The sequence below is a fragment of the Cryptosporangium minutisporangium genome (genome assembly GCF_039536245.1).
Lineage (GTDB): Bacteria > Actinomycetota > Actinomycetes > Mycobacteriales > Cryptosporangiaceae > Cryptosporangium > Cryptosporangium minutisporangium.
Window position 1 is genome coordinate 1 of sequence record NZ_BAAAYN010000052.1, and the last position, 26,165, is coordinate 26,165.

The 26,165-nt window shown below is 73.4% G+C and carries 17 protein-coding genes and 1 pseudogene; 5 read left to right on the top strand and 13 right to left on the bottom strand.

Annotation, left to right across the window (positions count from 1 at the left end; translation table 11 throughout):
• From ABEB28_RS35485 to ABEB28_RS35535, 11 genes and pseudogenes are all read right to left on the bottom strand, one after another.
• Positions 1-1,083 (bottom strand): annotated as a pseudogene (locus ABEB28_RS35485) (DUF5682 family protein); the annotation flags it as partial.
• Complete coding sequence (locus ABEB28_RS35490) at positions 1,080-2,198, bottom strand: ATP-binding protein (RefSeq protein WP_345732659.1); 1,119 nt, start codon at positions 2,196-2,198, stop codon at positions 1,080-1,082. The pseudogene ABEB28_RS35485 and the gene ABEB28_RS35490, both read right to left, overlap by 4 nt.
• Positions 2,199-2,208: 10 nt before the next feature.
• Entirely contained in the window at positions 2,209-3,585 is a 1,377-nt protein-coding gene (locus ABEB28_RS35495) for a VWA domain-containing protein (protein ID WP_345732660.1), read from the bottom strand.
• On the bottom strand, positions 3,582-4,973 hold the full coding sequence (locus tag ABEB28_RS35500; RefSeq protein WP_345732661.1) for a hypothetical protein: 1,392 nt from the start codon (positions 4,971-4,973) through the stop codon (positions 3,582-3,584). The genes ABEB28_RS35495 and ABEB28_RS35500 overlap by 4 nt, the downstream gene beginning before the upstream one ends.
• Positions 4,973-5,464, bottom strand: coding sequence for a hypothetical protein (locus tag ABEB28_RS35505; protein WP_345732662.1), 492 nt, complete (start codon positions 5,462-5,464; stop codon positions 4,973-4,975). The genes ABEB28_RS35500 and ABEB28_RS35505 overlap by 1 nt, the downstream gene beginning before the upstream one ends.
• Positions 5,465-5,553: 89 nt before the next feature.
• Positions 5,554-6,669 carry an FAD-dependent oxidoreductase gene (locus ABEB28_RS35510; protein WP_345732663.1) on the bottom strand — a complete coding sequence of 372 codons (1,116 nt, stop codon included), beginning with the start codon at positions 6,667-6,669 and terminating at the stop codon, positions 5,554-5,556.
• A 41-nt stretch (positions 6,670-6,710) separates the two neighbouring features.
• Complete coding sequence (locus tag ABEB28_RS35515) at positions 6,711-9,905, bottom strand: LodA/GoxA family CTQ-dependent oxidase (RefSeq protein ID WP_345732664.1); 3,195 nt, start codon at positions 9,903-9,905, stop codon at positions 6,711-6,713.
• A gap of 118 nt (positions 9,906-10,023) precedes the next feature.
• Complete coding sequence (locus ABEB28_RS35520) at positions 10,024-11,517, bottom strand: High-affinity nickel-transporter (protein ID WP_345732665.1); 1,494 nt, start codon at positions 11,515-11,517, stop codon at positions 10,024-10,026.
• Between the two features lie 10 nt (positions 11,518-11,527).
• A complete protein-coding gene (locus ABEB28_RS35525; protein WP_345732666.1) occupies positions 11,528-12,991 on the bottom strand; it encodes a tetratricopeptide repeat protein in 1,464 nt (487 codons plus the stop codon).
• Positions 12,992-13,108: 117 nt separating this feature from the next.
• Positions 13,109-14,782, bottom strand: a complete 1,674-nt coding sequence (locus tag ABEB28_RS35530) for a DUF4331 domain-containing protein (RefSeq protein ID WP_345732667.1) — start codon at positions 14,780-14,782, stop codon at positions 13,109-13,111.
• Positions 14,783-15,545: 763 nt separating this feature from the next.
• Entirely contained in the window at positions 15,546-16,655 is a 1,110-nt protein-coding gene (locus ABEB28_RS35535) for a glycosyltransferase (protein WP_345732668.1), read from the bottom strand.
• A gap of 93 nt (positions 16,656-16,748) precedes the next feature.
• Between ABEB28_RS35535 and ABEB28_RS35540 the strand changes: the two genes are divergently transcribed.
• The 4 genes from ABEB28_RS35540 to ABEB28_RS35555 are packed head-to-tail and all read left to right on the top strand — an operon-like array spanning position 16,749 to position 20,673.
• The gene (locus ABEB28_RS35540) at positions 16,749-17,573 is read left to right on the top strand and encodes an NUDIX hydrolase (protein WP_345732669.1); all 825 of its coding nucleotides are present in this window, start codon (positions 16,749-16,751) and stop codon (positions 17,571-17,573) included.
• Positions 17,570-18,319, top strand: a complete 750-nt coding sequence (locus ABEB28_RS35545; RefSeq protein WP_345732670.1) for a protein kinase family protein — start codon at positions 17,570-17,572, stop codon at positions 18,317-18,319. The genes ABEB28_RS35540 and ABEB28_RS35545 overlap by 4 nt, the downstream gene beginning before the upstream one ends.
• Positions 18,320-18,346: 27 nt before the next feature.
• Positions 18,347-19,318, top strand: coding sequence for a hypothetical protein (locus tag ABEB28_RS35550; RefSeq protein WP_345732671.1), 972 nt, complete (start codon positions 18,347-18,349; stop codon positions 19,316-19,318).
• The gene (locus ABEB28_RS35555) at positions 19,315-20,673 is read left to right on the top strand and encodes an adenylosuccinate synthetase (RefSeq protein WP_345732672.1); all 1,359 of its coding nucleotides are present in this window, start codon (positions 19,315-19,317) and stop codon (positions 20,671-20,673) included. Before ABEB28_RS35550 ends, ABEB28_RS35555 begins: the two co-directional genes overlap by 4 nt.
• 19 nt (positions 20,674-20,692) lie before the next feature.
• Here the strand turns inward: ABEB28_RS35555 and ABEB28_RS35560 are convergent, their stop codons facing one another.
• Together ABEB28_RS35560 and ABEB28_RS35565 are read right to left on the bottom strand one after the other, a co-directional pair.
• Positions 20,693-22,306 carry an ATP-binding protein gene (locus ABEB28_RS35560; RefSeq protein WP_345732673.1) on the bottom strand — a complete coding sequence of 538 codons (1,614 nt, stop codon included), beginning with the start codon at positions 22,304-22,306 and terminating at the stop codon, positions 20,693-20,695.
• Positions 22,307-22,315: 9 nt separating this feature from the next.
• Positions 22,316-23,152, bottom strand: a complete 837-nt coding sequence (locus ABEB28_RS35565) for an oxygenase MpaB family protein (RefSeq protein ID WP_345732674.1) — start codon at positions 23,150-23,152, stop codon at positions 22,316-22,318.
• 96 nt (positions 23,153-23,248) lie between these two features.
• On the opposite strand from ABEB28_RS35565, the gene ABEB28_RS35570 reads away from it, so the two are divergent.
• Positions 23,249-26,011, top strand: coding sequence for a tetratricopeptide repeat protein (locus ABEB28_RS35570; RefSeq protein ID WP_345732675.1), 2,763 nt, complete (start codon positions 23,249-23,251; stop codon positions 26,009-26,011).
• Positions 26,012-26,165 lie beyond the last annotated feature (154 nt).

The following is a 26,165-nucleotide window of genomic DNA, read 5'->3' on the forward strand; positions in this document are numbered from 1 at the left end:
GACCGAACCCGGCGCCAGGCCGAACTGCGCCTCGATCGCGGAGTGGCTGGACGGGATCAGCCCGTAGAGCCACTTCGTCGCGGTCGGCTCGCTGATCGTGAACTCGGTGACCGGCGCGTCCGAGCCGAACTCCGCCACCCGGCTGGCGGCGTGGAAGGCTCCGCAGACGTAGAGCGCCTGTGAGCGGTCGAGGCCGGTTCGGGCGAGGTGCCCCCGAATCCGCGTCCACATGTACCGCTCGCGGTCTTCGTCCCGGTCGAGCTTCGCCGCCTTCGACGGCCGCAGACGCCGGAACAGGCTGCCGATCAGCACCATGACCTGCCGGTAGGTGTCGTAGTCGGCGCCGACCAGCGGCTGCTCGACGTACTGGTCCCACCACTCCGACCAGTGCCGGACCTTGCCGTGGTGGAGCAGGTGCTCCTCCAGTTCGGCGAAGCCCGGCCGCAGGTCGCCGATCTCCAGTCCGATCGCGTCGCCGTGCAGAGCCGCCTGATCTTCGGGCGCCTCGCTTTCTTCCGCCGCCTTGCTCTCGTCCGGGTTGGCGGTGGCGTGGGGCTCCTTCGGCAGCCACTGGAAGACGTGGTCGGTGGACCGGTCGACGAGCACCAGCTCGACACCGGGCGTCTCCAACGCGTACGAGATCGCCTGGTACTCCGCCGAGGCGGCGGTGATCGGCGCGACGACCGAGAGCGGCGCCCAGTCTTGCGGGTGGCCGTGCAGTTCCGACGCGAACGCCTGCAGCGCGACCGGCAACGTGCAGTTGCGCAGCTCGGACAGGAGCGGCTGGAAATCCTCGCAGAGCTCCAGGTAGATCACCGACGGCTGCTTCTGGCGCAGCCGCCGAACCATCGCCAGCGCGGACGCCGGGGAGTGGTGGCAGACCGGGAAGATCTCCAGCGGCTCGCGCAGCGCCCGGTCGACGTCGTCCACCAGGCCGGTGAGGATGCCGCCCAGGTCGCGCGTGTCGTCGGTGAACGCTTCCGCCGCTCCGACCAGTTGGTCGCGCAGTGCCGCGAAGACCCCGTCGGCCACGCCCGCGTCCGCGGCGGCCTCGGTGGCGACCGTGTCGGGGCGGGGCGTCACGAGAGCGTCGCGATCGCCTCGCGACCGCCTTCCAGGAAGCCCTCCCACTCGCCGGCCTCCTTCTTGCTGCGCTTCTCCACCGTGCCGTGCCAGTACTTGTTCAGGATCGCGAGGTCTTCCGGGCTACGCCGGGCCAGCGAGCCGACCAGCGACCGGGCGAGCGTGTCGGCGCGCAGAGCCCGATCGCCGAAGAACTGGCTGTGCAGGATCGCGTCCTCCAGCACACCGATCTGCTCGGCGGTCGACAGCGACGACTCCAGCTTCTCGTCGTCGCTGGTCGCCGACGCCGCGGCGGTGCGGAGGTCGGCGAAGCTCTGCAGGAGGATGTCGAGCAGCGTCGGCGGCACCTCCAGCTCGATCTCGTGCCGGCGCAGCAGCTCGACGGTCCGGAACCGGACGATCTCCGCCTCGCTCTTCTTGTTCGTCACGATCGGGATGCGGACGAAGTTGAACCGCCGCTTGAGCGCGGACGACAGGTCGTTGACGCCCCGGTCGTGGCTGTTCGCGGTCGCGATGATCGAGAAGCCGGGCTGGGCGAACACCGTGTTGATCGCATCGTCCTTGAGCTCGGGGATCGACACGTACTTCTCCGACAGGATCGAGATCAGCGCGTCCTGGACGTCGCTCGTCGTCCGGGTCAGCTCCTCGAAGCGCCCGATGACGCCGCGCTGCATTGCGGTCATGATCGGCGACGGGATCAGCGAATCCGGCGACTGGCCCTTCGCGATCACCATCGAGACGTTCCACGAGTACTTGATGTGGTCTTCGGTGGTGCCCGCGGTGCCCTGCACGACCAGCGTCGAGTTGCGGCTGATCGCCGCGGCCAGCAGCTCGGCGAGCCAGCTCTTGCCGGTGCCGGGGTCGCCGATCAGCAGCAGACCGCGGTCGGACGCGAGCGTCACGATCGCACGCTCGACGAAGCTGCGGTCACCGAACCACTTCTGCGCGACCGGGCGGTCGAGGCCGTCGGCGCGCTCGGAGCCCAGGATGAACAGCCGGACCATCTGCGGGCTCAGGCGCCACGAGAACGGCTTCGGGCCGGTGTCGATCGACTCCAGCCAGTCGAGCTCGTCGGCGTACTTCACTTCGGCGGGGGCCCGGAGCATGTCGGTCATGAGCAGCCTTTCACGTGAGGAAGTTCTTGAGCTCGAACACGAGCTTGTCGATGCGGCCGGAGATCACCGGCGTGCCGAGGGTCTTGAACCGGTCGCGGAACCAGGGGTTCACCTGCTGGCTGCCGGAGCTGGTCACCGAGCCGACCGGGATGAACTTCACGCCGGACCGGTGCACCGCCTGGATGCCTTCGAACAACGGCTGCGACCGGTCGAACTCGTAGAAGTCGGAGATCCAGATCATCGCGGTGTTCCGCGGGTCGGCGATCTTCGGCCGGGCCATCGCCATCGCGACCGGGCCGTCGTTGCCGCCGCCGAGCTTCGTCCGCAGCAGCGTCTCGAACGGGTCGTGGACCCACGGCGTGAGGTCGAGCGCCCGGGTGTCGAACGCGATCAGGTGCACGTCGACCTTGGGCAACCCGGCGAAGATCGACGCGAGGATCGTGCAGTTCACCATCGAATCGACCATCGAGCCGGACTGGTCGACGACGACGATCAGCCGGGACGGAGTGCTCTTCCGGGCGGTCTGCCGGTAGTACAGCCGCTCGACGTAGAGCCGCTCGTCCTCGGGGTTCCAGTTGGTGAGGTTCTTCCAGATCGTGCGGTTGACGTCGAGGTTGCGAAACACCCGCTTCGGCGGCACCGATCGGTCGATCGGGCCGACCGTGGCCTTCTCCACCTGGGTGCGCAGTACCTCGGCGACCTGGTCGACGAACTTCCGGATCAGCGATTTGGCGTTCGCGAGCGCGACCCCGGAGAGGTTCGACTTGTCGCGCAGTAGCTGCTCGACCAGTGACATGCTCGGGGTCAGCTTCGCGGCCAGCGCTGGGTCGGCGAGGACTTCGCGGAGCGCCATCCGCTTGATCAGGTCGCCCTCCATCTCGGCGAGCACCTCGCCGAAACCGTTCTCCTCCGAACGGCCACGCAGCTGTCCCGGCTCGTGGCCGAGCGCCCGCTCCAGCCACCCCGAGTCCTGCTGCCAGGTCGACAGCTGCCCGGCCGTGACGTTGCCCGAGCCGGTGCAGAACACGTTGAGCAGCAGCTTCGAGACGAGTGCCGCGCGCCGGACCTCGGCCGCGGTGTCCCGTGCCTCGCCGTCGGCCGGCTCCGGCGGCTTCATCAAGCCGTCGATCTCCGCCGTCAGTTCCGGAAAGCGCTGGAGAACGGTGTCCACCGAGACGGCGGGATCGAGCAGCGCGGCGGGCAGCCCGACGTCGTCGACGACCGCGACGCTCGCGGCCTCCAGCGTCGGCTGCTCGGAGGGGTCGAACAGCTGGGCGAGCAGCCGCCAGTAGAGCACCTGGCGACGAGCGGCGTCGGACTGCGTCGTGTCGGGCTGGGTCTCGTCGGGCAGGGTGGCGTCGGTGCCCGAGCCGAGGGGCGTCGTCATTTGCGCAGCAGTCGGCTCGCCCGCTCGCGGAGTACCGCGACCGTGTCACCGGCGGCCTTCACCGCCTTCGCCGCCTTCGGATCGGTGGGGCCGGACGCCCACTCACCGCCGTGCATCGGCACCGGCTTCCGCTTCACCGTGGCCTGCACGGCCAGCGGCTGCAACGACCACTGCCCGGCGTCCCAGCGGAGCAGCCCGACGCAGGCCGTGGAGCCGCTGACCAGCTGCGGCGTCAGCGGCCCGAGCGTCGGTAGCCGATCGAGGTCGAGCCGCAGGCGGTGCCCATGGAGTACCAGCTCACCGTTGTCGACCGCGTAGCCCTCCACCAGCACCGGCTCGGCCACCCGCACCGGGTGCCGGTCGAGCGGAGGCACCGGCGGGGCGACCGCGTCGGGCAGCTGGAGCCGCGCGACGACGAACGGATCGGCCGGGTCACCGACCTGCGCCCGGTCGTCGGCCCAGAGCAGGTCACCGCTGCTGAGCAGCGGAACGTCGGTGACCGTCAGCGCCCGCCCGTCGGTGAGCGCGGCCAGTAGGGCCGGGTACCCGTCGAACAGCCGCCAGATCGCCGGACCGACGATCGTGTCGACCTTCGCGGCGGCCACCGCGGTACGCACCAGGCGCGGTGCGGCCTCGCCCCGGACCTCCAGCAAGCCGTGCACCTGCACCTGGACCGCGGTGGCGTGCTCGTGCACGTCGATACCGAGCACGAGTAGGCGGCCGGAGACCGTCTCGGCCGCACCGCCCGGCCACGCACCGGCCTGGCAGAGCAGCAGCGCCCGCGTCCAGAGGTCGGCCCAGCGCCGCACCGGCAGCTGGTCCATCGTCGCGATCGGAGCCGAGGCCCGCAGCTCCGCGGCCAGCCCGTCGACGAGCACGGCCAGCCGCCGCAGACGCGGGTCGGCGAGCATGGCCTCCAGCACCTGACCGGACGAGGAGACCAGGTCGTGGTCCACGCCGCGCCAGCCGGTGACGGCCAGCTCGCGCAGCCACGACCGGCAGCCCTCCAGCAGGTTGCGTGGGGCGTCCGGGACGTCGTCGGCCGGGTTGGCCCACTCGCCCCGGGTGCGGCCGAGCGCCGTGTCGACCCGGTCGAGCAGCGCGTCGTGCACCGCGCCCAGTAACGCGGCGCGGGCACCGGCCAGCGTGATCAGGTGCTCGTCGGCGACCGAGCCGGCGGTGAGTTTGGCGGCGGCCTCCGCGGCCCGGTCGCCCAGCGGCGTCACCGCGACACCGGCGGCCAGTGCGGCGAGCGCCGCGGCCCCGTCGTCACCGAGGCGGCCGAAGCCGGAGACCAGGCAGGCGTCGAACCCGGCGACCAGGTCGAGCGCCTCGGGGGTGCCGGCCGGTAGGTCGTCGACGAGCGACGCGAGCTGTGTGCCGAGCATCAGCGCTCCGATCCGTAGGCGGGGAACCACTGCAACTCGGGGATCGGCTCGCGAGCGTCGGGCAGCTCCAGGTACGCGAGGTGACGCAGGAACCGGCTGAACACGGTGGCCGCCGGCGACGGCTCGTGGCCACCGAGCCGGCGCATCAGCTCGTGCTGGTCGGGCACGTCGACCAAGTCGACGCCGAGGTACCGGCCCACTCGCGGGTAGCCGTACTGCAGCACCGCCTCGTCGGCGAGCGAGAGCAGGTGCTTGCAGGGCGTGCCGCGCAGCCCTCCGCACGGCCGGTTGTTGTTCGTGCTGCAGTGGTAGGTGAGCGTGCCGGCGACGATCGACGAGACGTAGACCCGCTCGATGTCCGAGCCGCTGGAGACGACGCCCTGCAACCTCCCGTCGGCCAACTCGACGAACGGGACTTTGGCCAGCTTTCTCGGCGCGACCGGCGGCACGACTCTGGCCGTGCTACGCAGCGCGAGGTCGGGGGCGTTCACGACCGAGAGACCTCCGGCGTCGGGGAACGATGACGATGCCCGGCCGAGCCGGACGCTGTAGTTCCTATCGCACCGGTGCGACAGTTTCGTCAGTCAGTCCCTGGGGCTGGAGAGGCTCCTGAGGCGGAGAGGCCGCGAAGGCGGCGCTGCCAGAACGGGGCCGTCGGCCAGCGGTCCTCGGCGGCGTAGTACTCCACACGCCGGCGCAGGTAGGCCGTGCACTCGTGGTCGAGCGCCGCTTCGTAGGCCGGAAGGGCGTCGCGCCCGGCGAGGAGCGCGAGAACCGTCTCGGCCGCGGCCTGCGCGGAGCGGAGTGCCCGGACGACGCCGGTGCCGGTGATCGGATCGACGGCGAGGGCCGCATCGCCGACCGCCAGCCACGGCGCACCCTGCCCGGCGAGGTCCGGCGCGGAGCGGTGCAGTCGGTGGCTCGATGCCGGGACGACCCGCAGACCCTCGGAGTGCGGTGGGAACGTGGCGTGCGGTGAACCCGGGCCGCGGAGCCGCGCGGCGGTCTCCGGACCCTGGTGCGCCCGCCAGCGGTCGACCTCGCCGAGCCGGAGCCCGCGGCACAGCTCGGCGTCGGTGAGCAGCATCGCGACGAGACGATCCGCCCCGGCCGGCGCGGAGTACCACCAGCCCTCCGGCACGGTCTCGAGCAGCCCGAAACCCCCGGGGTCGGCAGCGGGCAGGAACCCGGTCACCGCGACCAATCGGTCGAACGCGAGCCGCTCCGCGTCCAGGCGCCGGCCGATCCGCGCGGCTCGGCCGGTCGCGTCGACCAGGACGCGAGCCCGGACGGGCTCTCCCGGTGACAACCGCAGGGTCCACCCGGGCGAGATCCCGACGCAGGTCGTCCCGGTCCGCAGCACCGCCCCGGCCGCGGCGGCGGACCTCGCCAACCGGTCGTCGAACGCGACCCGGTCGACGTACCAGCCGGTGCCGTACGGGCTGAACACCGTCGAGCTGGACGCCGCGCCGCCCCAGAAGCTCCGGACGCCGTAGGACGGCGTGCCCTCGGGCAGCGGCACGCCCAACTCGCGGAGCAGGGGATTCACGTCGGGGGAGAGCGACTCACCGACCCGGGGGTGCTCGAAGCGCGAGCGTTCGAGCAGCACCACCCGGGCTCCGGCGCGCGCCAGCCGGAGCGCCGTCGCCGACCCGGCCGGGCCGGCGCCGACGACCGCGACGTCGTAGTCAGTCACCGAGGTACTCGGCCACTGGGTATTCAGCCGCTTGGGGATGCTCAGCCAACCGGGCGCCACACCGCCGCGGTCAGCGTCTGCTCCCGGGCGATCGACTCGCCGCTCGGGGTGGTGCCCCGGCCGCGGATCCGGATTCGGTAGGCGCCGATCTGGTGCGCGGCGAACCCACCGGTGAACCGTCCCTCGTCGCCCTCGGCGAGTGCCACCCGGAAGCCCTCGGTGTCCGGCCTCGTCACCTCCGCCCACACCTGGCCCCAGCCGACGAGCGGCACTCCCGCCCTGGCCAGCGTGGCGTCCAGGTCCACCCAGGAGCCCGGCCCGAACTCCCGCTGCGTGACGTGCGCGTTGAACGTCAGCGACGAGTACGCGTGCACGAGCAGGCTGAACGGCACACTGCGGAACTCGGCCGCCTCGGCAGCGGGGACGTCGGCATCAGCTACGCCCTCCGCGGCGAGCACGGCCCGCCGCGCGAGCCGCGGGAGGTCGTCGGTGTCCGGCGCGCCGGGGACGACGTGCGCCCGGGCGGGCGCCGCGTACCGGAGCGACTGGTCGGTGCCGTTCGGGCTGGCGCTGCGCGCGTCCCGCGGCGCACCGAGCTGCAGGACGACGTGCCACGTGCCGGCGTGGTCGAACCGGTTCTGGTCGTACTCGAACGGCAGCGCGAGCCGGTAGTACGCGACGCCGTCCGACCGGACGTGCCGCATCCCCGGCTCCGCCTCGGCGCGCCACGGCTCGATCAGCTGGCCGCTCGGCGTCTCCAGCCGGAAGTCCACCGCGGCCGGATCCGGCGTGAGCAGGACGACGTCCACGCCGGAATCCTCGGCCACCAGCGTGAACGGGAACCGTTCGAGTTCACCCTCGGGCAGCGTGGCGTCCGGGTCGAGTACCACCTCGGCCTGCGCGATCCCGGCGAGGATCTGCAAGAAGTACTTGTGCAGCCGGAACCGGTCGTCGCCGTCGATCGACCCGGTGACCAGGAGGTACGCGCCGGTGTTCCCGGAGAGCGCCTGCAGCGCCGGCACACTGATGTTCTGCGGCTGCCCGAACCCGATCGCGTACGTCGACGCGGTGAGGCCCCCGACGACGTCGGCGATCCACCGTTCCTGGTTCTCCAGGCCGTCGGTGAGCACGACCAGCGCGCCCGCGTCGAAGTCCGCGGCGGCGCCGGCCAGGAGGTTCCGGCCCTCGGCGACCCCGTCGCCGATCGACGTCTCCCCGTCCGGATCCAGCTCGGCGCTGCTGAGCAGGTCCTTGATCCGGCCCCGGTGGACGTCCGACAACCCCCCGGTGCCCAGCGGGAGCACCGACTGGAGCGGCTGGGCGTCCTCGTTGAACCGCACCAGCCCGACGCCGTCGTCCTCCAGCATCACGTCGACGAACGCGGCGGCGGCCGCCCGCAGCGACACGTGCTTCGGCACGCCGTCGCCACGGTCGTCGGCCATGCTGCCGGACCGGTCGAGGACGAGCGAGACCGCGGTGGTGCGCCGCGCCACGGTGTCGCCGGTGACGGTCACGGTCCAGGTGGACGACGTGCCGGCCTGGCGGATCGTGAGTCGCTGCGGTGGCAACAGGGCACCGGCCAGCCCGGTTCGATAAATCACCCAGAGCCGGGCGGTGGCGACGCCGGACGGCCCGGTCGGCCCGACGGTGACCGACTGGGTGAACGCCACCAGCTGGGGATGTGCCGGACCGCCACCCGGTACGTACTCCAGCGTCACCGGGGCGCTCGCCGCGGTCACCTCGAACGTGATCGCGAGCGCGGCCTCCCTGGCCATGCCCATCAATCCCTGCGGGACGTGCTGGAAGTCCAGCACCGGCGTCAACAGATTCACCGACGTGGTGTCGCAGCGGTCGACCTCCACGTGCTGGTTGCCCTGCCGGACGACGAACCCGAGCCGGTGCCAGGCGGTCACCATGTCCTCGGCGCTGTCCGCCACTCCCGCGGTGAACGACTGGCCGAGCCGTCCACCCCGGATCACCGAGTTCGGCCGGGGAACCGGCCACCACCGGGTACCGCACGCGGCGAAGTCGGCCTGCCACGGCAGCGCCATGACGTGGGTCAGGCCGCCCGGCCGGAGCCGGCTGTGGTCGAGCCGGTACGGCTCGGCGTAGTTGCCCGGGTCGATGATCGGGCGCGACGACTCGTCGAGACCGCCGGCCTCGATGCCGGGAAAGAACGACGCGCCGACGCAGGCGTCCAGCGCGGCCCGGTCCATTCCGTCCGGTGTGACGTCGGCCTGCGGCGCCGGGACGCCGACCCAGTCGTTGACGTAGGCCCCGTCCTTCCAGCGCTGTAGGTGCCCGTACTGGACGCCGGTGAGCCGGCCGTCGCCGGTGCTGTCGTTGAGCCGCGGCATGTTGCCGCCCCCGCCGCCCGGTGTCTTCAACCGGGCGAAGATCCGGGCGCGCAGCGGGTCGGCGACGACCGGCTCGCTCCAGGTGTGCACGCCCGGCACGTCCTCGACCCAGCCGGTGTCCCGGGTGCGCTGCAGGATCGGGTGGACGTCGCGGGTGTACGACGTGGTCGTCGGCGCCGGTAACCGCCCGGCGTCGACCAGCGCGCCGGTGATCCGGTCGTAGAGCGTGACTAGGCTGTCCAGGTCCGGCGCGAACTTCGGCGGGGCGACGAGCACCCAGGCGCCGACCACCGGCGGCGTCGAGCCGTCGGCGCGCACCGTGATCGACGCGGTGACCGGCCCGTCGGCGACGTCGTCGTACCAGTCGTCGTTGGCCCAGAAGTGCCCGCTGAGCGCGGTTCCGGCGGGAGACGCCGAGTGCCCGGAGCCGCCGAGCACGAGCAGCCGGTTCTCCGGGGTGGAGCGGAGCTCACCGAGCGGGACGGTGGTCACCGGGGCGCCGGCGAAGCGGATCGTTCCGGTGTCGAACAGGTGCCGCTGGTTCGGACCGGTCACCGTGCGGGGCCCCGGATCGATCGTGAGGTCGGCGGCGGACTCGGTGTTGCCGCGGTCCGGGTGGGCCGCCTTCGAGTTGGCGAGGTGCACGGTCCAGCGGATCGTCGCCTGCGCGTCGGTGACCTCGGCGACCGTGCCGTCGTCGTGATGGGCGAAGATGCGGAACCGGGCGGCTTGGCGCTTGATCCGGCACTGGTCGTCCTTGTATCCGCCGGGCGGCTCGGGGCGCGCGCCGACACGCTCGGGGCCGAGAAAGAACTCGTCCGGGCTGTTGCCGACGCGCGCTACGCCGATCGCCGGGTGAATTTTGTAGACGGTCGCCATCGACTGCCCCCCTGGTCCGTCGTGGACACTCCGCCCGCAGTGTGCGGGAAGCGCACCCCAGGCGTCCGGTGACTGTTTCCGGGTCGGCCGGTCGGATGACCCGACGTCGTCCGTGTGCTCAGACGGTGACCAGCGCACGCCCGGCGAGACCGAGGCCGACGAGGAGTACCATCCCGGCGGTCGCGAGCGGGGCCGCCGACGACCAGCGCGCGGTGAGCCGGGGGAAGGGGCGCCACCGCCAGCGTTCTTGCACGACGATCAGCGCGAGCCCGGCGGCGGTGAGCGCGCCCGCCATGCCGAGCCCGTAACCCACGACGAGCAGGACGCCGAACGCGGTCCGTCCCAGGCCGATGGCGCCGAGCAGGATCACCAGCGCGGATGGGCTGGGAACGAGCCCGCCGGCGATCCCGATCCCGATCAGCCCGGCCCGCCCCGGCCGCGTCGGCCCGTGCTCCGGTCCGTGCGAGTGATCCGGCGAGTGCGAGTGGCCCGGCCCGTGCCCGTGCCCGTGCGAGTGCGAGTGCGAGTTCGAGTGGCCGTGCCCGTGCGAGTGCCCGTGCGCGCGGCGTCGGCGCGCCGAGACCAGCATGCCGGTACCGACCGCCGCGACCAGCACCCCGCTGGCCACGCCGAGGTACCCCAGAGCGGTCTCCCCGGCCAGCCCGGCCACCGTGGTCAGCACCAGCCCGAGCACCAGCACGCCACCGGTGTGCGTCAGCGTCACGGTCGCGCCCACCACCAGCGCGTCCCGGCGTCGTCCGCGGCGGCCGGCGAGGTACGCGGCCATCACGGTCTTGCCGTGCCCGGGCAGCGCGGCGTGTCCGGCGCCGAGTGCGAGGGCCAGCAGCACCGCCAGGATGCCGACCGTCGGCGTGAGCTCCGACCGTCCGAGCATCGACCGCAGCGTCTCGTCCGCGGCGGCGGTCCACCGGGCGAACACCGAGCCGTCGGCGACCGCCGGGGCTTCCGCATCGAACGTGGAGGCACCTCCGGGACGCGTCCGGAACGACGCGGACCGGACGTCGAGCGGCGAGTTCAGCAGGTCCGCCGGGTAGCTGCGCAGCTCGTTGCTGGAGTCGGTCGTCGGGAGCGGCGAGTCCACCAGCGCGACGCCGCGCCCGACGGCGGTGATCTCCCGCCAGCCGACGCGGTCGGTCCGGTACGCGCTCCCCACGTCCACCGCCGCGGGGGACCCCAGCCCGGCCGGACCGGTCAACTCGCACGTCAGCCTGCTGGTCGTGAGCCCGGCCGACCCCGGTTCGTAGCCGAACGCCGCCGACGCCACCGTCCACGGCACCCGCGCGCCGCCGACCCGCACCGTGAACCCGCGGGCGAGCGCCGCGCAGGCCGTCCCGGCGTACGCCGCCCGCTCGGCCGTGGACGGTGACCCGTCCCGATCCCGGTCGACCGCGGGCTTCTCCTGGAGCGTCGGCAGTTCGGCGGCGTCGACGACCGCCCGGACGTCGACCCGCTCCGGCGAGAACGTGAGCGCCGCGAGCTGGTTCACCGAGAAGTTGCCGAGCGGATGCGCCTCCGCGGGGTCGGCCGACCACACCACGACCAGGCCGAGCGCCGCGCAGACGACAGCCAGCCTGCTGATCAACGTCCGCATCTGCTGCCTCTCAGAGCATCGCGAGGGTGCGCCGGGCCGCCGGGGCCTCGACCGGGGAGAAGTGCGGGTTGAGCGCCAAAGCGGCGCTCAGAGAGCGCCGCGCCTCGTCGGCTCGGCCGAGCGCGGCCTGGATCGCCCCCCGGTGGTACAAAAAATGCGCATTGCGGACGCCGAGCGCGGACGCTTTCTCGGCGAACCGGAGTGCCTCGGCGTTCCGTCCGGAGGCGTGCAGTGCCTGGGCCATGGCGTCCGCGACCTCGGCGAACTGGCGACGCTTCCACTCGCGCTCGGCGGCGGCCAGTGCCTCGGCCGGCTCGCCCAGGGCCAGCTTCAGCGCCACCGTCGTCAGGTCGTCCGAGCCGCCGTTCGCGGCGAACAGCTGCCCGGCCGCCTCCGCGAGCGCGAGCTGCGCGGCGGCGTCGGCCGGACGGTCGGCGGCCCGCAGGAGCTCCGCGTACTCCAGGAGGTAGGTCGGGGTGGGCGAGCGCTGGGTGACCGTGCGGTAGCCGGCGAGTGCGGCGTCGAGATCGCCCTGCGCCGCGGCGACCTTGGAGCGGCCCTGGTGCAGCGGCAGGTAATCCGGATCGGCGGCCAGCCCGGCCCGGTAGTGCCGTGCGGCGGCGTCGAGGTCGCCGGTGTTCCAGGCCAGCTCGCCCAGCTGGTAGCGGCAGAACGCGATCTCGGCCGGGTCGACGGCGGCCGCGAGCGCGCGCCGCATCAGCGCGGCGGCCTCGTCGGTGCGGCCGCGCTGCTCGAGGTCGTAGGACGCCCGGGTGAGGGCGGGCAGCGCCGGGCGCAGGTCCAGCATGCGCTGGATCGCGGCGGTCGCGGCGTCGGCGTGGCCGAGCTGCGTCTCCGCATCGGCCAGGACGCCGTACGCGTCGGCGCTGTAGGGGTTCTGCGCCAGCGCGCGCTGCGCGTGGACGCGCGCGGCGGCGAAGTCGTGGCGGGCGTTCGCGAGCGCGCCGAGACCGGTGAGCGCGGCAGCGTTCGGCGCCGGACGTACGTCGAGTGAACGCCGCAGCGCGCCCTCCGCCCTCGGGTACCAGCCCGGGTCGGCGGTGATCCGGGACTTCTCCAGGTAGGCGCTACCGAGCGCCGCCCAGGTGACGTGATCGCGCGGCAGGCGGCGGAGTCGCTCCTGGGCTGCGGCGATCGAGGCGTCGAGCGCGGCAGTGGGGGCCTTCGGCCGTGGCGCGGCGGCCGGTGCGTCCGGGGACGGGGTGTCCCGGAGGCCGAGCACGCCGCCCACCGCGAGCAGCACCGCCGCCAGTACCGCGACGATCACCACGCCCCGCAGGGCCCCGCGCCCCCGGCCGGTGCGCTCGTCAGCGGGTGCTGCCGCCGAAGCTGCGCCGACCGCGGCGGGTGCGTCCGCGGCCGACCTCGCTGCGTCGGCTTCGTTCGCGTCGGCTTCGTTCGCGGCGGGTGCGGCCGCGGGGGGCGCCGCGGCCGCGTCTGCGGTTCGGGTCATCCGCGTCTCCTGGGGATCGGTGCCGACGGGCGGGCGGCGGTGGCCGGCCGGGATGCGCCCTGACCCGGCCGGCCACCTGGTTCGTGCGGCGGAACTACGCCGCTCCGCGTTGGGCCGTCAGCGTCGTCGGCGGCCGCGGTGCGCGGGGAGCGTCGCCGACGTCGGACGACGCCGGTACCAGGCGACGAACCCGGCGATCGAGCAGAGGATCGCCGTGGTGGTCACCGCCGTGATCAGCGAGGCCCCGGTCGTCCCGAGACGGCTCGCCGCGGCGACGTTGTCCGTCCTCGTCTCCGCAGCGCTCCGGTTCACCGCCTCCTCGTTCGGCAGCGCCACGAACGGGAACTGGCGCTCGAAGCGCACGTCGTTCGCGTTCACCTTGTCGCCGGCGGCGAGCGCGTCGACGAGCTTGCCCTCTTGGGCGGCGCCCTCCATCACCTGGATCGCGATGTCGATCACGTCGTCCCCGAGGCGACGGCCGTTCGGGAAGCCCTCGGTGTCGCCGGCGAGTACCCCGAGCCGGTCGGGCTTGGTGTTGTGCTTGTTCGCGAGGTTCAGCCGCAGCATCTCGGACGCCCGGAACTTCTTCGCGTCGACGTCCTTGTTGTTCAGCTGGGAGTTGAGGTCGACCTCGATCGGGCCGCCGCCCTTCGTCGTGATGCCGGTCAGGAAGATCTCCGCGAGGTCCTCACGGGGTACGTCCGGCGCCGGGATCTTGTAGATCTGCTCGATCAGCTTCGGCAGCTCCGGATCGTTGACCCGGTCGACGACCTCTTCGATGCCCGCGTCCTGGTCCGGGGAGAGCGCGTTGAACGCGTCCTTCAGCCCGGCCGGCAGCACGACCTCGTTCACCAGCGGGTTGCCCAGGCGCGAGACCTGCACGGTGTCGTTGCCGAGCTTCGCCTTCGTGTTGCCGGAGATCCGGACCCGGTTCCGCTCGGTGGTCGACCAGAGCCCGACCACCGGGTTCCGGTCGACCTTGCCGTTGAGGGCGAGGGCCGAGGCCGGCACCTGCAGTGCGATCGAGTTGACGTTGTACCCGCCCAGCGTGTCCTGGCCGACTTCGCTGAGGTCACCGCCGTAGAGCAGGTCGAACACGCGCAGGTCGGCGAAGAACGGGTCGTCGGCCTGGCCGACGAACGACTTCACGCCGTTCTTCAGCTCCAGCGTCGCTTCCTTGCGGAGCGCGGCGTAGTCCGGCATCGACGCCTTGCCGACGAACGACGGCGCGACCGGCGCGTCCTTGACGATCGTGTCGCGGTACCGGCGGCCCCCGTCGTACGACGCCTGCAGCGTGTAGGTCTGCTTGAAGAGCAGGTTCTCGTCGTCCAGCGACGTCACCTGCCCGTTGTTGTAGAGGAACGTGTCGTTCTTGCGCTGGTCGTCGTTCTTGAACGTCCACCGGAAGACGACGTCGGGCTTGGCGTCGCCGTCGTTGTCGACGTTGACCTTGTAAGCGGCGTCGGTCGCGAACGGGTAGAAGTTCGGGCCGCCAGTGGGCTCCTCGAACGGCTGGAAGTTCGCGACCAACAGGATCGAGCCGGGGGTGTCCGGGCTGGCCATCGCGTAGAAGTCGGTGTTGTCGACGGCCGGGTCCGCGGCGATCAGCGGCGCTTCCCGGTGGCTGGAGCCCTGCGCGGTGAGCGGTCCGAGGCCGGTCACGGCGGTCCCCAGCGCGAGGCCCGCGGCGGCGAGCGCGGCGGCGGTCCGGCGCGGCAGCCGAGGTCGCCGCGCGGGTGGGGGAGGCTCCGCGAGCGGGCTACTCGGGGGGTGCTGCGCCGTCGTCGTCATCCGGGATCCTCCACGTTGGAATAACCGTGAGCGCGGTCATCCGGGGGACGGCCCGCGCGCCTTGGAGGATCAGTGGTGTGACTTGGGCCACAGTTCTTCGGATCGAGCAACCCCGGTCTCTCCGCAGGTCAGGACGTTGTTCGGAGTTGCGCTCTGCTTTATGGGGTGTCACATGTACCTCGTCGGGTGACACACGACCCAGAAGGCTCAAAGGGCCCATCGGGCACACACGACCCGCGGAGGCGCCCGGCGGCACGGCACGAATGGACCCGCTGCTCGGTACGGCGCGTCACACGGCCACGACGGACCGGCTGCTCGGCCGACCCAGGCGTCGGCTGATGGTTGTCGCGCTGTCGGGAGAGCGCGCAGTGTGGTTGTCGCGTTGTCGGGGTGGCGCACGGTGTCGTTGTCGCGCTTTCCGGGTGATGCGCGAGATGGTTGTCGCGCTGTCCGTGCCATGGTCGGCGCCGGAACGCTGCTCAGCAGCCGTCCGTCTCCGGACTCGGGGCGACCTCNCGGGGCGACAACCATCCGGCGGCCACCCGGACGGGGCGACAACCATCCGGCGGCCACCCGGAAATGGCGACATCCATCCCGGCAGGCCCCGGGAACGGCGACAACGATTGCGGCGGGCGTCCGGGAACGGCGACAACGATTGCGGCGGGCGTCCGGGAACGGCGACAACGATTGCGGCGGGCACCGGAACGGCGGTGACCGACCGCCGCTCTAGGCTGGTGGCCCCGCCTTCTGGGAGGGAGCCGCCTCAGCGGGCGGCGTGGGCCTCGAGGGTGGGAAGGACGTCGGTGGGGGACGGCATCGCGGCGATCTGCTCGCGGAGCGCGTGGGCGGTGGCGCGGTACACCGGCTCGCCGAGCAGCGTCCGGGCGCACTCGGCGACGATGTCGGGCGTCACCTCGTCGCCGACCAGCGACAGGCCCGATCCCTGTGCCGTCAGCACCTCCGCGTTGACGAACTGATCGGCGCCCTGGGGTAGCACCAGCTGGGGCAGGCCGTGCGAGGCAGCGCCGAGCGTCGTCCCGCTGCCGCCGTGGTGCACGACGAGGTCGGCGTGGCGCAGCACCTGGTCCTGCGGCACGAACCGCCAGACCTCCACCCGGTCCGGCACCGGGCCCAGCGCTGCCGGATCACCGGGGCCGACCGCGACCACCACCCGTACCGGCAGCTGTGCCAGCCCGTCGAGCGCCGCCCGGAACACCTCGGTGGCCCGGAACGCCACCGTGCCGAGCGTCAGGTAGACCAGGGGCGATCCCGGCGAGTGCCACGGCGGCGCCGGTGGACTCCACGGCACCGGGCGCAGCGGGAAGCGCGTCGGAATCGCGGCGGCGATCGGATCGGCGAGCCCTGGTGGCCAGAGGTCGATGCAGGCGTCGCCGAGCATCGGGTTGGCGGGCGATCGTCCGCTCCAGATCCAGTCGAAGGAGTCGGCGGCCTTGTCGCGGATCTCGGGCGGCATCGAGCGCCCGATCGTGATCGACACCGCGGGGACGCCGGCCCGGAGAGCCGCGCCGGCCGCGCCGACGTCGCTCATCTCGTAGATCACCAGATCGGGAGGCTCCGCGGCGAGCACCGGCTCGAGATCGGCCAGCGTCCGGCGCGGGAGCAGGTCGCCGAACATCGTGATCATCACGTCGACGACCGGGCCGTCCGGATGCCGCCGCACGGCTTCGGCTTCCGCTTCGGCGACCGAGATGCCCACGGTGCGGGTGTCGAAGCCGAGGGCGGTCAGCCGGGGCACGAACGCCGAGCCGGTCGCGAGCGTGACCTGGTGCCCGGCCTCGCGGGCAGCCGCGGCGAGCGGTAGCAGCGGATAGAGGTGGCCGTACGCAGGTCGGCCGGAGAACAGGATCCGCATGTCACCGACCGTAGGGGGCAGCGCAACCCGTAGTCGGCGTTGTGCGGAGGCGCTCGCCGCGCTATGTTGTTCTCAGTCCGAGATATACTCATCATGAGAACAACGGAGGCGGCGGTGGACGAGCAGGAGTTCCTCGCGGCGTACGACCCCGGCGACTTCCCGGCGGTCGCGGTCACCGTCGACGTCGTCGCGCTGACGATCCGCGAGGGCGTGCTCCAGGTGCTGCTGGTCGAGCGCGGTGAGGCGCCGTTCGCTGGGCGGCTCGCGCTCCCGGGTGGATTCGTCGGCGACGAGACGCTGGACGCCGCTGCCCTGCGTGAGCTCGCCGAGGAGACCGGGCTCCACCCCGACGCCGGCGCCTCCCGCAGGGCTGGCGCGGCGGACGATCCGGGCACCCGGAACGGCGCGCTGGCACGCGTCCACCTGGAGCAGTTGAAGACCTACGGCGATCCGGGGCGGGACCCGCGGATGCGGGTCGTGTCGGTGGCCTACCTGGCGTTCGCGCCGAGCCTGCCCGACCCGCGGCCCGGCGGGGACGCGGCCGGTGCCGCCTGGCTCCCGGTCGCCACCGCGGCCGAGACCGCGCTCGCGTTCGACCACGGGCGGATCCTCGCCGACGGTCTCGAGCGGGCACGGGCGAAGCTGGAGTACTCGCCGCTGGCGACCGCGTTCGTCGGCACCGAGTTCACGATCGCCGAGCTGCGGGCGGTGTACGCCGCGGTCTGGGGCGAGGACCTGCACGCCGGCAACTTCCACCGGAAGGTGCTCTCGGTGCCGGGCTTCGTGGAGAGCACCGGATCCACCACCGCGCGCGGCGGCGAGCGGGGCGGCCCCCGGGCCAAGCTCTACCGGGCCGGGGACGCGCGGGTGCTGCACCCGCCGCTGCTCCGGCCGGCCAGTGAGGACGGTGTGCGGTGACCACCGTGGTCAGCGGTGACCTCGCCGACCTGTACGGCGTGCGGTCGGCGGACGGCCTCGCGCTGCTGAAGGTCGCCCGGGACCCGGCCGACAACGACCTGCTCGCGACCGAGGCCGAGGCGCTGCGTCGGCCGATCGACGGGCAGTACCGCGCGTACTTCCCGCGGCTCGTCGAAACGCTACGGGTCGAGGATCCGGACACCGGCGAGCAGCGGGCCGCGAACGTCCTGGAGTTCTGCGACGGGTTCGTCAGCCTGGCCGACGTCGCCCGCGCCTACCCCGACGGCCTCGACCCGCGGGACGCCGCCTGGATGTGGCGGCGGCTGCTGGTCGGGCTCGGCGCGGCCCACCAGGCGGGGCTGGTGCACGGCGCGGTGCTGCCCGAGCACGTGCTGATCCACCCCGGCGAGCACGGTCTCGTGCTTGTCGACTGGTGTTACGCGGTGACGCAGCCCGGCGGGTACGTACCGGCGCTGGTGGCGCGGTACCGGGACGCGTACCCGCCCGAGGTGACCGACCGGAAACCCGCCACCCCCGCTACCGATCTCTACCTCGCGTCCGGGCTGATGCTCCGGCTGATGGGTGGCCGCGTGCACCCGGCGCTGCGCCGGTTCGCCACCGGCTGCCGGCTCTCCGCGCCACGAATGCGGCCGCAGGACGCCTGGCGTCTGCTCGCCGAGCTCGACGAACTCCTGCACACCCTCTACGGGCCGCGACGGTTTCGGCCCTTCTCGATCCCTGCCTGATCTCACTCCCGAAGAAGGGACACCACGATGGGAAGCGGACGCTGGTCCACCGACGTCTACTCCGCCGCGGAGAACTACCGTGCGGCCACCGGCCGGAGCGCCTTCGCCTACAGCGACGGCGGTGCCCGGAAGGTCCACCCGAGTCTGGACCCGCGCGGCGTGACCGTGCGGGAGAGCCGGGACAGCGACGAACACCCGCGGAGCACACCGATCGCCGTGTTGTTCGACGTCACCGGCTCGATGGGCACGGTGCCCCGGGTGCTGCAGACGAAGTTGCCGCAGTTACTCGGGCTGCTGCTCCGCAAGGGGTACGTCACCGACCCGCAGATCCTGTTCGGCGCGGTCGGCGATGCGACCTGCGACCGGGTTCCGCTCCAGGTCGGACAGTACGAGTCGGACAACCGGATGGACGACCACCTGGCGAACATCGTCCTGGAGGGCGGCGGTGGCGGCCAGCGGCACGAGTCCTACGAGCTGGCGATGTACTTCCTCGCCCGGCACACCGACACCGACGCCGCCCGGCACGGACGTCGCGGCTACGTGTTCCTGATCGGCGACGAACTGCCCTACGACACGGTCAAGGCGAAGGAGGTCCGGCGGGTGATCGGCGACCCGCTCACCGAGAACATCCCGGTCGAGGCGATCGTGGCCGAGCTGCGCCGCCGTCACGAGGTCTACTACCTGCTGCCGCAGGGCTCGTACTACGCCGGTGACCAGGACATCCTCCGGCGCAGGGGGCAGCTGCTCGGCGAGAACGTCCTCCAGCTGGACGACCTGGGCGCGGTCTGCGAGACGATCGCGCTGACCATCGGCCTGAACGAGGGAACCGTCGGCCTCGACGAAGGCCTCGCCGATCTGGCCGACGTCGGGTCGGCGGCGGGCGCGACGGTCGGCAAGGCGCTGGCGCCGCTGAGCCGGGCGGTGGCCCGCCGGGGACGGACGGTGCGTGCCGCGCTGCCGCGGCCCGGGTCCGCCGGGAGCGGATCGGTGCGGCTGTGAGCCACACGATCGTCGTCGACCTCGGCTACGGGGACGCGGGCAAGGGCCGCGTCGTCGACCTGCTCTGCGCGGGATCAGACGTCACCGCTGTGGTCCGGTTCAACGGGGGCGCGCAGGCGGCGCACAACGTGGTGCTGCCGGACGGACGGCACCACACGTTCGCCCAGTTCGGGTCCGGCACGTTCCGCGGTGTACCGACGCACCTCTCGCGGTTCGTGGTGATCGATCCGCTGGCGCTCGCCGCGGAGGCGGCGCACCTGGCGGCGCTCGGGGTGCCGTCGCCGTTCGAGCTGCTCACGATCGAGGAGGGGGCCCTGCTCGCCACGCCCTGGCACCGGGCGGCGAACCAGGCGCGGGAGCGGCGACGGGGCGCGGATCGGCACGGCAGCTGCGGGCTCGGCGTGGGGGAGACGGTCGGCTACGCGCTCGCCCACCCGGACGCGCCGCGCGTCGGTGACGTCCGGGACCCGGTGCGGCTCCGGCAGCGGTTGGCGGCGGTCCACGACCGGCTGACCGCCTCCGTCGGTCCGCTCCAAGCCCCGGACCTGGACGACGTCGTGCGCGTGTTCACCGCGTTCGGGGACGTCGTCCGCATCGTGGACTCGCGACACCTGGACGGGCTTCTTCGCGCCGGGCCGTGTGTGTTCGAGGGGGCCCAGGGCGTGCTGCTCGACGAGTGGTTCGGCTGGCACCCGCACACCACGTGGTCGACGACGACGTTCTCGAACGCCCAGGCGCTGCTCGGCTCGGCACCGGCCCGGCGGCTGGGGGTGGTGCGGACGTACACGACGCGGCACGGCGCGGGGCCGTTCGTCACGGCCGATCCGGCGCTGGACGCGCTGCCCGAGCCGCACAACGGGGCCGGGGAGTGGCAGGGCACGTTCCGGCGAGGGCACTTCGACGCGGTGGCCCACCGGTACGCGGTCGAGGTGTGCGGTGGGGTGGACGCGCTGGCGGTGACCCACCTGGACGCCCCGGCGTTGGTGCCGTCGCTGGGTCTCTGCACGTCGTACGACACGGGCGCGGGCCGGACGAGCCGGATCCCGATCGGGCGCCGCGGGGACCTACCGGGGCAGGAGCGGCTCACCACGATCCTGCGAGCCACCACCCCAGCGGAGGTCCACCGGCCGGACGACTGGGCGGGCGCGATCGGGGACCTGCTCGGCGCCCCGGTCGTGCTCGGCACCGACGCCCCGAGCGGCCCCGCCGCACTCCGGAGCGGCCCGCCGCACTCCGGAGCGGCCCGCCGCACTCCGGAGCGGCCCGCCGCACCCCGGAGCAGGGCGCCGGGTGGCCGGCGCGGGCCTCACCGCCGGCGGCGGGCGGCGGAGCGTTGCGCGGCGATTGGAGAATGAATGCGGATCAGGCGCGCGATCACACGCCTGATCCGCGATCGTTCGGGGGCGGCGTCGACTCGGGCGGCTCCGTCGACTCGGGCGGCTCCGTTGGCGTCGGCGGCTCCGTCGGCTTCGGGGGCGCGGCCGGAGCCCGGAACGGCGGGAAGAAGCGGCCCAGCGTCGGCAGGCCCGGGGCCGGTGCGGCCGGCGCCTGCGCGGCCCGGACCTCCGCGATCTGGTGCCGCAGGTCGTCCTGGCTGATCGCGCTCGCCGGGGTGCCGGTGCGCGCCTCCCGCATCGCCTTCGACAGCTGGGCACGGCGCAGCACCTCCTTGAGGTCGGCGCCGGTCAACCCCTGGCTGAGCGCCGCGCACTCGGCGATGTCCACGTCGTCGGCGAACATCAGAAAACCCGGCACCTCGTGCTCGACGATCTGCTGGCGGATCATCTTCGCGAGGATCTGGGCCCGGCCGGTGGCGTCCGGGGCGGGGACCGCGAGCTTGACGTCGAACCGTCCGGACCGGATCAGCGACGGGTCGATCCGCTCCGGGAAGTTCGTCGTCGCGACCACGAAGACGTTCGGGTTCACGTCGATCAGCGAGTTCATCTCCTGCTTGAAGATGCCGGCGACCGAGTTGATCGCCTGGCTGGCCGCGTCCCCGCCCTCGCTGGCGTAGCCGATGATCGTGTCGAACTCGTCGAACAGCATCACGGTCGGCTCGGTGTAGCGCCGGGCGTCGCGGAAGATCTGCTTGATGTTGCGCTCCGAGGCGCCGAGCCACTTGTCCAGGATCTCGGTGGTCCGGATCTCCCGGAACCGGGCTCCGATCTCGTTCGCCAGCGCCCGGGCGAGCATCGTCTTGCCGGTCCCCGGCGGCCCGTAGAACAGCGCGCCCTGCGGCCGCCGCGCGCCCCAGCGGGCCATCGCCTGCGGGTGCCGGAACGACGCGGCGATCTCGCGGAGTTGGTTCACGATGTCGTCCAAGCCACCGACCTGGTCGAGCGTCACGCGGTCGGGCCCGCCGGACGTGGCGCTCACCGCGACGGTGCGGCCGGTCAACGCGTCCGGCCCGGTGGCCTCCGCGACCGCGTCGAGGATCAGGCGGCAGAACCCTTCCAGGTGCTCGACCGATAGCTCCGCGGCGGGCACTTCGGCGCGGAGGACGACGGTGCGCTCCGCGGTCCGCGCGGTCGCGGTGAGCCCGCTCGTGTCGTCGCGGACGCTCGCCTCCGTCGCGTGCGGCTCGGCGGGCGCCGGGTCGGTGTGGACTTCGTCCGACGGATCGAGGCGGCGGAGTACCGCGCCGACGCCGTCCACCAGGCGGGTGGCCCAGGGATCACCGGCGTCGACCCGCCGGGACAGGAAGACCCCGATCGGGTCGTTGCCCAGCACGCCCACGCTTCGGTTGGCGTCCCGGGGCTCGGTCCCGGTGCGGATGCTCGCGTCCAGGTAGACCTGGGCGTCGTCGCGGGTCAGCGCGAACGACACACCGCGGACCGGCGGTGGGAACGCGGCCCCGGAGAGCAGCTCGACGCGCTGGCCGTCGACGGTGGTCAGGATGCGGGCGGCGTCAACGAGCGTCACCGTGCACCCGGCGTGGGTGAACGTCCGCAGGTCCGGCCGTACCGGGTACGTCGTGTCGCGCTCCATCCCTCGTTGCTACCCCGGCCGCGCAAGGTCTACCCGACCGGCGTCGGCTTCCGCGGTCGCCGGTGGGAGGTTGCGCCGGGTCCGGGGCGTGGTGGGGCGCGGACGCGGTGGGAGCAGGCGGACGACCCGGCGGCGCGCCGCCAGCGCGGACCGCACCGCCCACCGCACCGGCGCCGGGGCGTCCGGAAGACCGACCGCGGCCCGGACGCCGGGGGACAGCAGCGTGGCGAACACCGGGACCACCAACGGCCGGATCGGCCAGGGCGCGTGGGCGCGCACCATCGCGAGCGTGCGCTCGCTGGCCACCCGCCCGGCCTCCGACGGTGCGAACCGGGTGCGCTCGCACGCGGCGAGGTACTCCGCCTGAGCCGGGTACGTCCGGGGCAGGTCGGGAACGCCCATCCGGCGGCCGAGCTCGGCGTGGAACACCGCGATCGCGGTCCGCTCCGCGGGGGCGAGCGGACGCCAGCCGTAGCGATCGAGCCATCGGACGGCGGTCACCGCGAGCGCGGCGAGTGCGTACCGGTTGTCTTCCGTCGATACCCTGCCGGAGCGGTGACCACGGTTGATGCCGCGGAGGACGGTCCGCCCGGAGGGCGAGTCGAAACCCTCGGCGACCAGGTCACCGAACGCAAGCGACGTGGTGTGGGATCGTCCGGCGAGCGCGTCGGTAGGGCCGATCCGCGCCGCTGTACCCGGAACCGCATAGAGGTGCCAGATGACCAGTTTGCCCGCCGTGCGGAGATCCCAGGGAAACTCGTGGAAGAACAGCAAGCGGACGATCTCGGCGTGGTCGGACTCGGGGTCCAGCCTCTGGATCCGAGCGGTGAGCGTGTTCCGGGGCACCGGCACACGGTAGGGGCGGTTGTCATCAATCGGAGTCGAGCGGGAGCCGGGGTGTCGATGTTCCGGAGACGGCGACGGGAGCGTCGGGGTTCCGTCGTGACCCCGGACTCCGTTCTCCGGGACCGGGTGGTCCTCGGGCACACGCTGCTGGAGCACGGGCGCGCCGGTGAGGCCGAGCGGGTCCTCGTCGAGTCGCTGCCGCTGGTGACGACCGTCGGGGCGCACCCCAACGCGTTCCTCACCCTGCGCTTGCTCGGCCAGTGCGCGCGTACCGCCGGACGGCTGGATCAGGCCCGCGGTTATTACAGCCGGGCGCTGGACGTCGCCGAGGCGCTGGGCGACCCGGACCTGGCCGGAGCCGCAGTCAGCGGTATGGCCTACGTCGAGCTGGCCGCCGACGACCTGGCCCGCGCGGACGGCTACTTCCGGCAGGCCGTTCAACTCGTCCGGACCGTCGCGCCCGGCCCCGGCCGTGTCGCCGTGCTCCGCGACTACGCGGACCTGCTCGTCCGGACCGGCGACCTGCGCGCCGCCGCGTTCTACCAGGAGGCCCTCGACCAGCCCGGCATCGACCCGGCCGACCGCGCGGCGATGCTCGTCGCCCTCGGCCGCGAGCTCTACCGCCGCGGCCGGACCGCGGCGGGCCTGGACCGCCTGCGGGCCGCCGCGACGCTGCTGACCGAGGCGGGCCCGGACGCCGAGGCGTACAACGCCCTGGTGCTGCTGGCCGGCCTCGCGCGGGAGACCGACCCCGCGACCGCCGCGGACGCGTTCGTCCGCGCGCACGACCTCGCGCAGACGCTCTACGGCGGCGTCGACGTCCGGCACTACACGGAGGGCTACGCGGCCCGGGTCCGGCAGGTGGAGGCCGAGACCCAGCGCCGGGCCGACGCCGGTGAGCTGCCCGCCGTGGCGCCGCCCGCACTGCTCGAGGCCACCCGGAACCTCGGCCCGGACGCCGTCCGCACGGTCGCGGTGGGCGCACCTGCGATGATCGGCGCCCGGTCGCTCACCGAGGGCGAGAACCTGCTGGCCGATCACCGCTACTCCGAGGCGGACGAGAAGCTGCGGATGGCCGCGGTGATGTGGTCGGCGCTCGGGGCCGGGCACGTGCTGCCCCAGGTCTGGTCGGCGCAGGGGAGGCTGGAGCTGGCCCGCGGAGACGACGACGCGGCCTGGGCGCTGCTCGACCGCGCCCGCTCGCAGGCCGCCGCGCTCGGCGACGCCCGGACCGAGCTCACGGCGCTCGTCGCGCTGTCCGAGTTGCTCGCCACGGCGGCGGAGCCCCGGCCGCCCGCCGGCGAGGTGCGGCGCGAGCTGCGGCTACTCGACGTGGTCGTGCGCGCGCGGAGCCTCGCGTCGTACCTGGGGGAGACACTGCCGGCGTCGGTGGACACCGCCGCGGCGGTGCTCTGCGAGCGCTACCGGGCCCACGACCTGGCCGAGCGGCACTTGCGGGCCGCGCTGGCGGCGGCGGAGCGCGCGCCGGCGATCCCGCTGGCGAGACTCGTCGCGTACCTGGCCCGGCGAGGGGACGGTGCGGGGGTGGCCGCGCTGCGCGGGCGGCTCGTCGCGGTGGCTGAGGGCAGCACGGATCCGTCGGTCCGGGCAGCGGTGGACGGCGCGCTCGGGCGGATCGACGCCGCCGCCGGGGACTGGTCCGCGGCGACGTTCGAGCGTCTGCGTGCTGCCTGTGCCGCCCACGACGCGCTGCGGGGACGGGCGGGCGCACTCGACCCCGGGATGGAGCCGCCGTACACCGTGGCCGCCGAGGTGGCGCTGCGGCTCGGGCGGTTCCCCGAGGCACTCGCGCTGGTCGAGCGCGCCGAGACGGCGGGGGCGCCGGACGCGCCGGAAGCCGGGGGAGACCCCGGCGACGCCGCGCGGGTCGTGGTGTTCGCCGGCGATTGCGGGGTGTACGCGCTCACCACGGCACCGGGCGAGCCGGTGGCCGGCGCGGTAGTGGCGGCCGGACCGGCCGTCTCGGTGTCCGCGGACGATCCGGCGCAGCGTCGGCTGGCGGCGGTGGTCGACGCGGCCGAGGCGCGGAGCACGGTGGCCCTGACCGCGGCGGGCGCGCTCTACGGCGTCCCGGTGCACCGGCGGCCGGACGGCGGCGCGCGCCTCCGGGTGTCGCTGCTGCCCAGCGCGTCGTTGCGGTCCCCGGCGCCGCACCCGGTTCCCGGCGGGCCCCGGCCGGGCCTCGTCGCCGTCGATCCGCTGGACGAGTTGCCGTTCGCGCGGATCGCGGCCGACCACGCCGCCGGACGGCTCGGCGTCGCCACGCTCGGCGGTGCGGCGGTCACCGCCGAGCGGCTCGCCGCTGACCTGGCGTCGCTGACGGTGCCGGTGGTGCACTTGGCCTGCCGCGTCGTCACCGACGAACGACGTCCGGAGCGCAGCGGGCTGTTGATGGCCGGCGAAGCCGGGGCCGACCGGGTGACCCCGGCGCGGCTCGCGGCGATGACCTGGAACGGCGCGGTCGTCGTGCTCAATTCCGGTGAGGCGGGTGGGCTGCCTCCGATCCTGGTGCGGACGCTGCTCGCGGCCGGCGCCACCGCCGTTGTCACCACCGCCCGCCCGGTCGACGGCCTGTCGGCGGCGCTGCTCACCACATGGTTCCACGACGAGCTCGACCCGGGCGTCGCGGACGTCGCCCACGTGGACGCCGCACTCCTCGCCGCGCAGCAGCGGCTCCGCACCGCGACCGGCGACGACCTGCTCACCTGGGCGGCCGACCGGCCGGTTCTCGGCGCCGACCAGCTCGCGGTGGTGACCGAGCGGGCGGAGTCCGAGCACCCGTTCGCCGACCCCGACCACTGGGCCTGGTGGGCGACGTACGGCGCCGGGGCACAGTGAGCGGCCCGCGCGCCGGGCAGCTGGTCGTAGATACGACGACGTGGCCGTCGTAGATGCCTGACGCGCGAGCCGCTGTGTAGCTGCCCTGGAATCGGCCGGGTAAACGGGGACGGGCACGTCCGTCTGCAGTCGTCTGACACATGGCCGGGTCACG

What these genes read in the sequence shown, in the direction of transcription:
- ABEB28_RS35490 (WP_345732659.1), bottom strand. Translation starts at nt 2,198, where the DNA reads ATGACCGACATGCTCCGGGCCCCCGCCGAAGTGAAGTACGCCGACGAG.
- ABEB28_RS35530 (WP_345732667.1), bottom strand. Translation starts at nt 14,782, where the DNA reads ATGACGACGACGGCGCAGCACCCCCCGAGTAGCCCGCTCGCGGAGCCT.
- ABEB28_RS35515 (WP_345732664.1), bottom strand. Translation starts at nt 9,905, where the DNA reads ATGGCGACCGTCTACAAAATTCACCCGGCGATCGGCGTAGCGCGCGTC.
- ABEB28_RS35525 (WP_345732666.1), bottom strand. Translation starts at nt 12,991, where the DNA reads ATGACCCGAACCGCAGACGCGGCCGCGGCGCCCCCCGCGGCCGCACCC.
- ABEB28_RS35495 (WP_345732660.1), bottom strand. Translation starts at nt 3,585, where the DNA reads ATGACGACGCCCCTCGGCTCGGGCACCGACGCCACCCTGCCCGACGAG.
- ABEB28_RS35500 (WP_345732661.1), bottom strand. Translation starts at nt 4,973, where the DNA reads ATGCTCGGCACACAGCTCGCGTCGCTCGTCGACGACCTACCGGCCGGC.
- ABEB28_RS35535 (WP_345732668.1), bottom strand. Translation starts at nt 16,655, where the DNA reads ATGCGGATCCTGTTCTCCGGCCGACCTGCGTACGGCCACCTCTATCCG.
- ABEB28_RS35520 (WP_345732665.1), bottom strand. Translation starts at nt 11,517, where the DNA reads ATGCGGACGTTGATCAGCAGGCTGGCTGTCGTCTGCGCGGCGCTCGGC.
- ABEB28_RS35550 (WP_345732671.1), top strand. Translation starts at nt 18,347, where the DNA reads ATGGGAAGCGGACGCTGGTCCACCGACGTCTACTCCGCCGCGGAGAAC.
- ABEB28_RS35540 (WP_345732669.1), top strand. Translation starts at nt 16,749, where the DNA reads ATGAGAACAACGGAGGCGGCGGTGGACGAGCAGGAGTTCCTCGCGGCG.
- ABEB28_RS35560 (WP_345732673.1), bottom strand. Translation starts at nt 22,306, where the DNA reads ATGGAGCGCGACACGACGTACCCGGTACGGCCGGACCTGCGGACGTTC.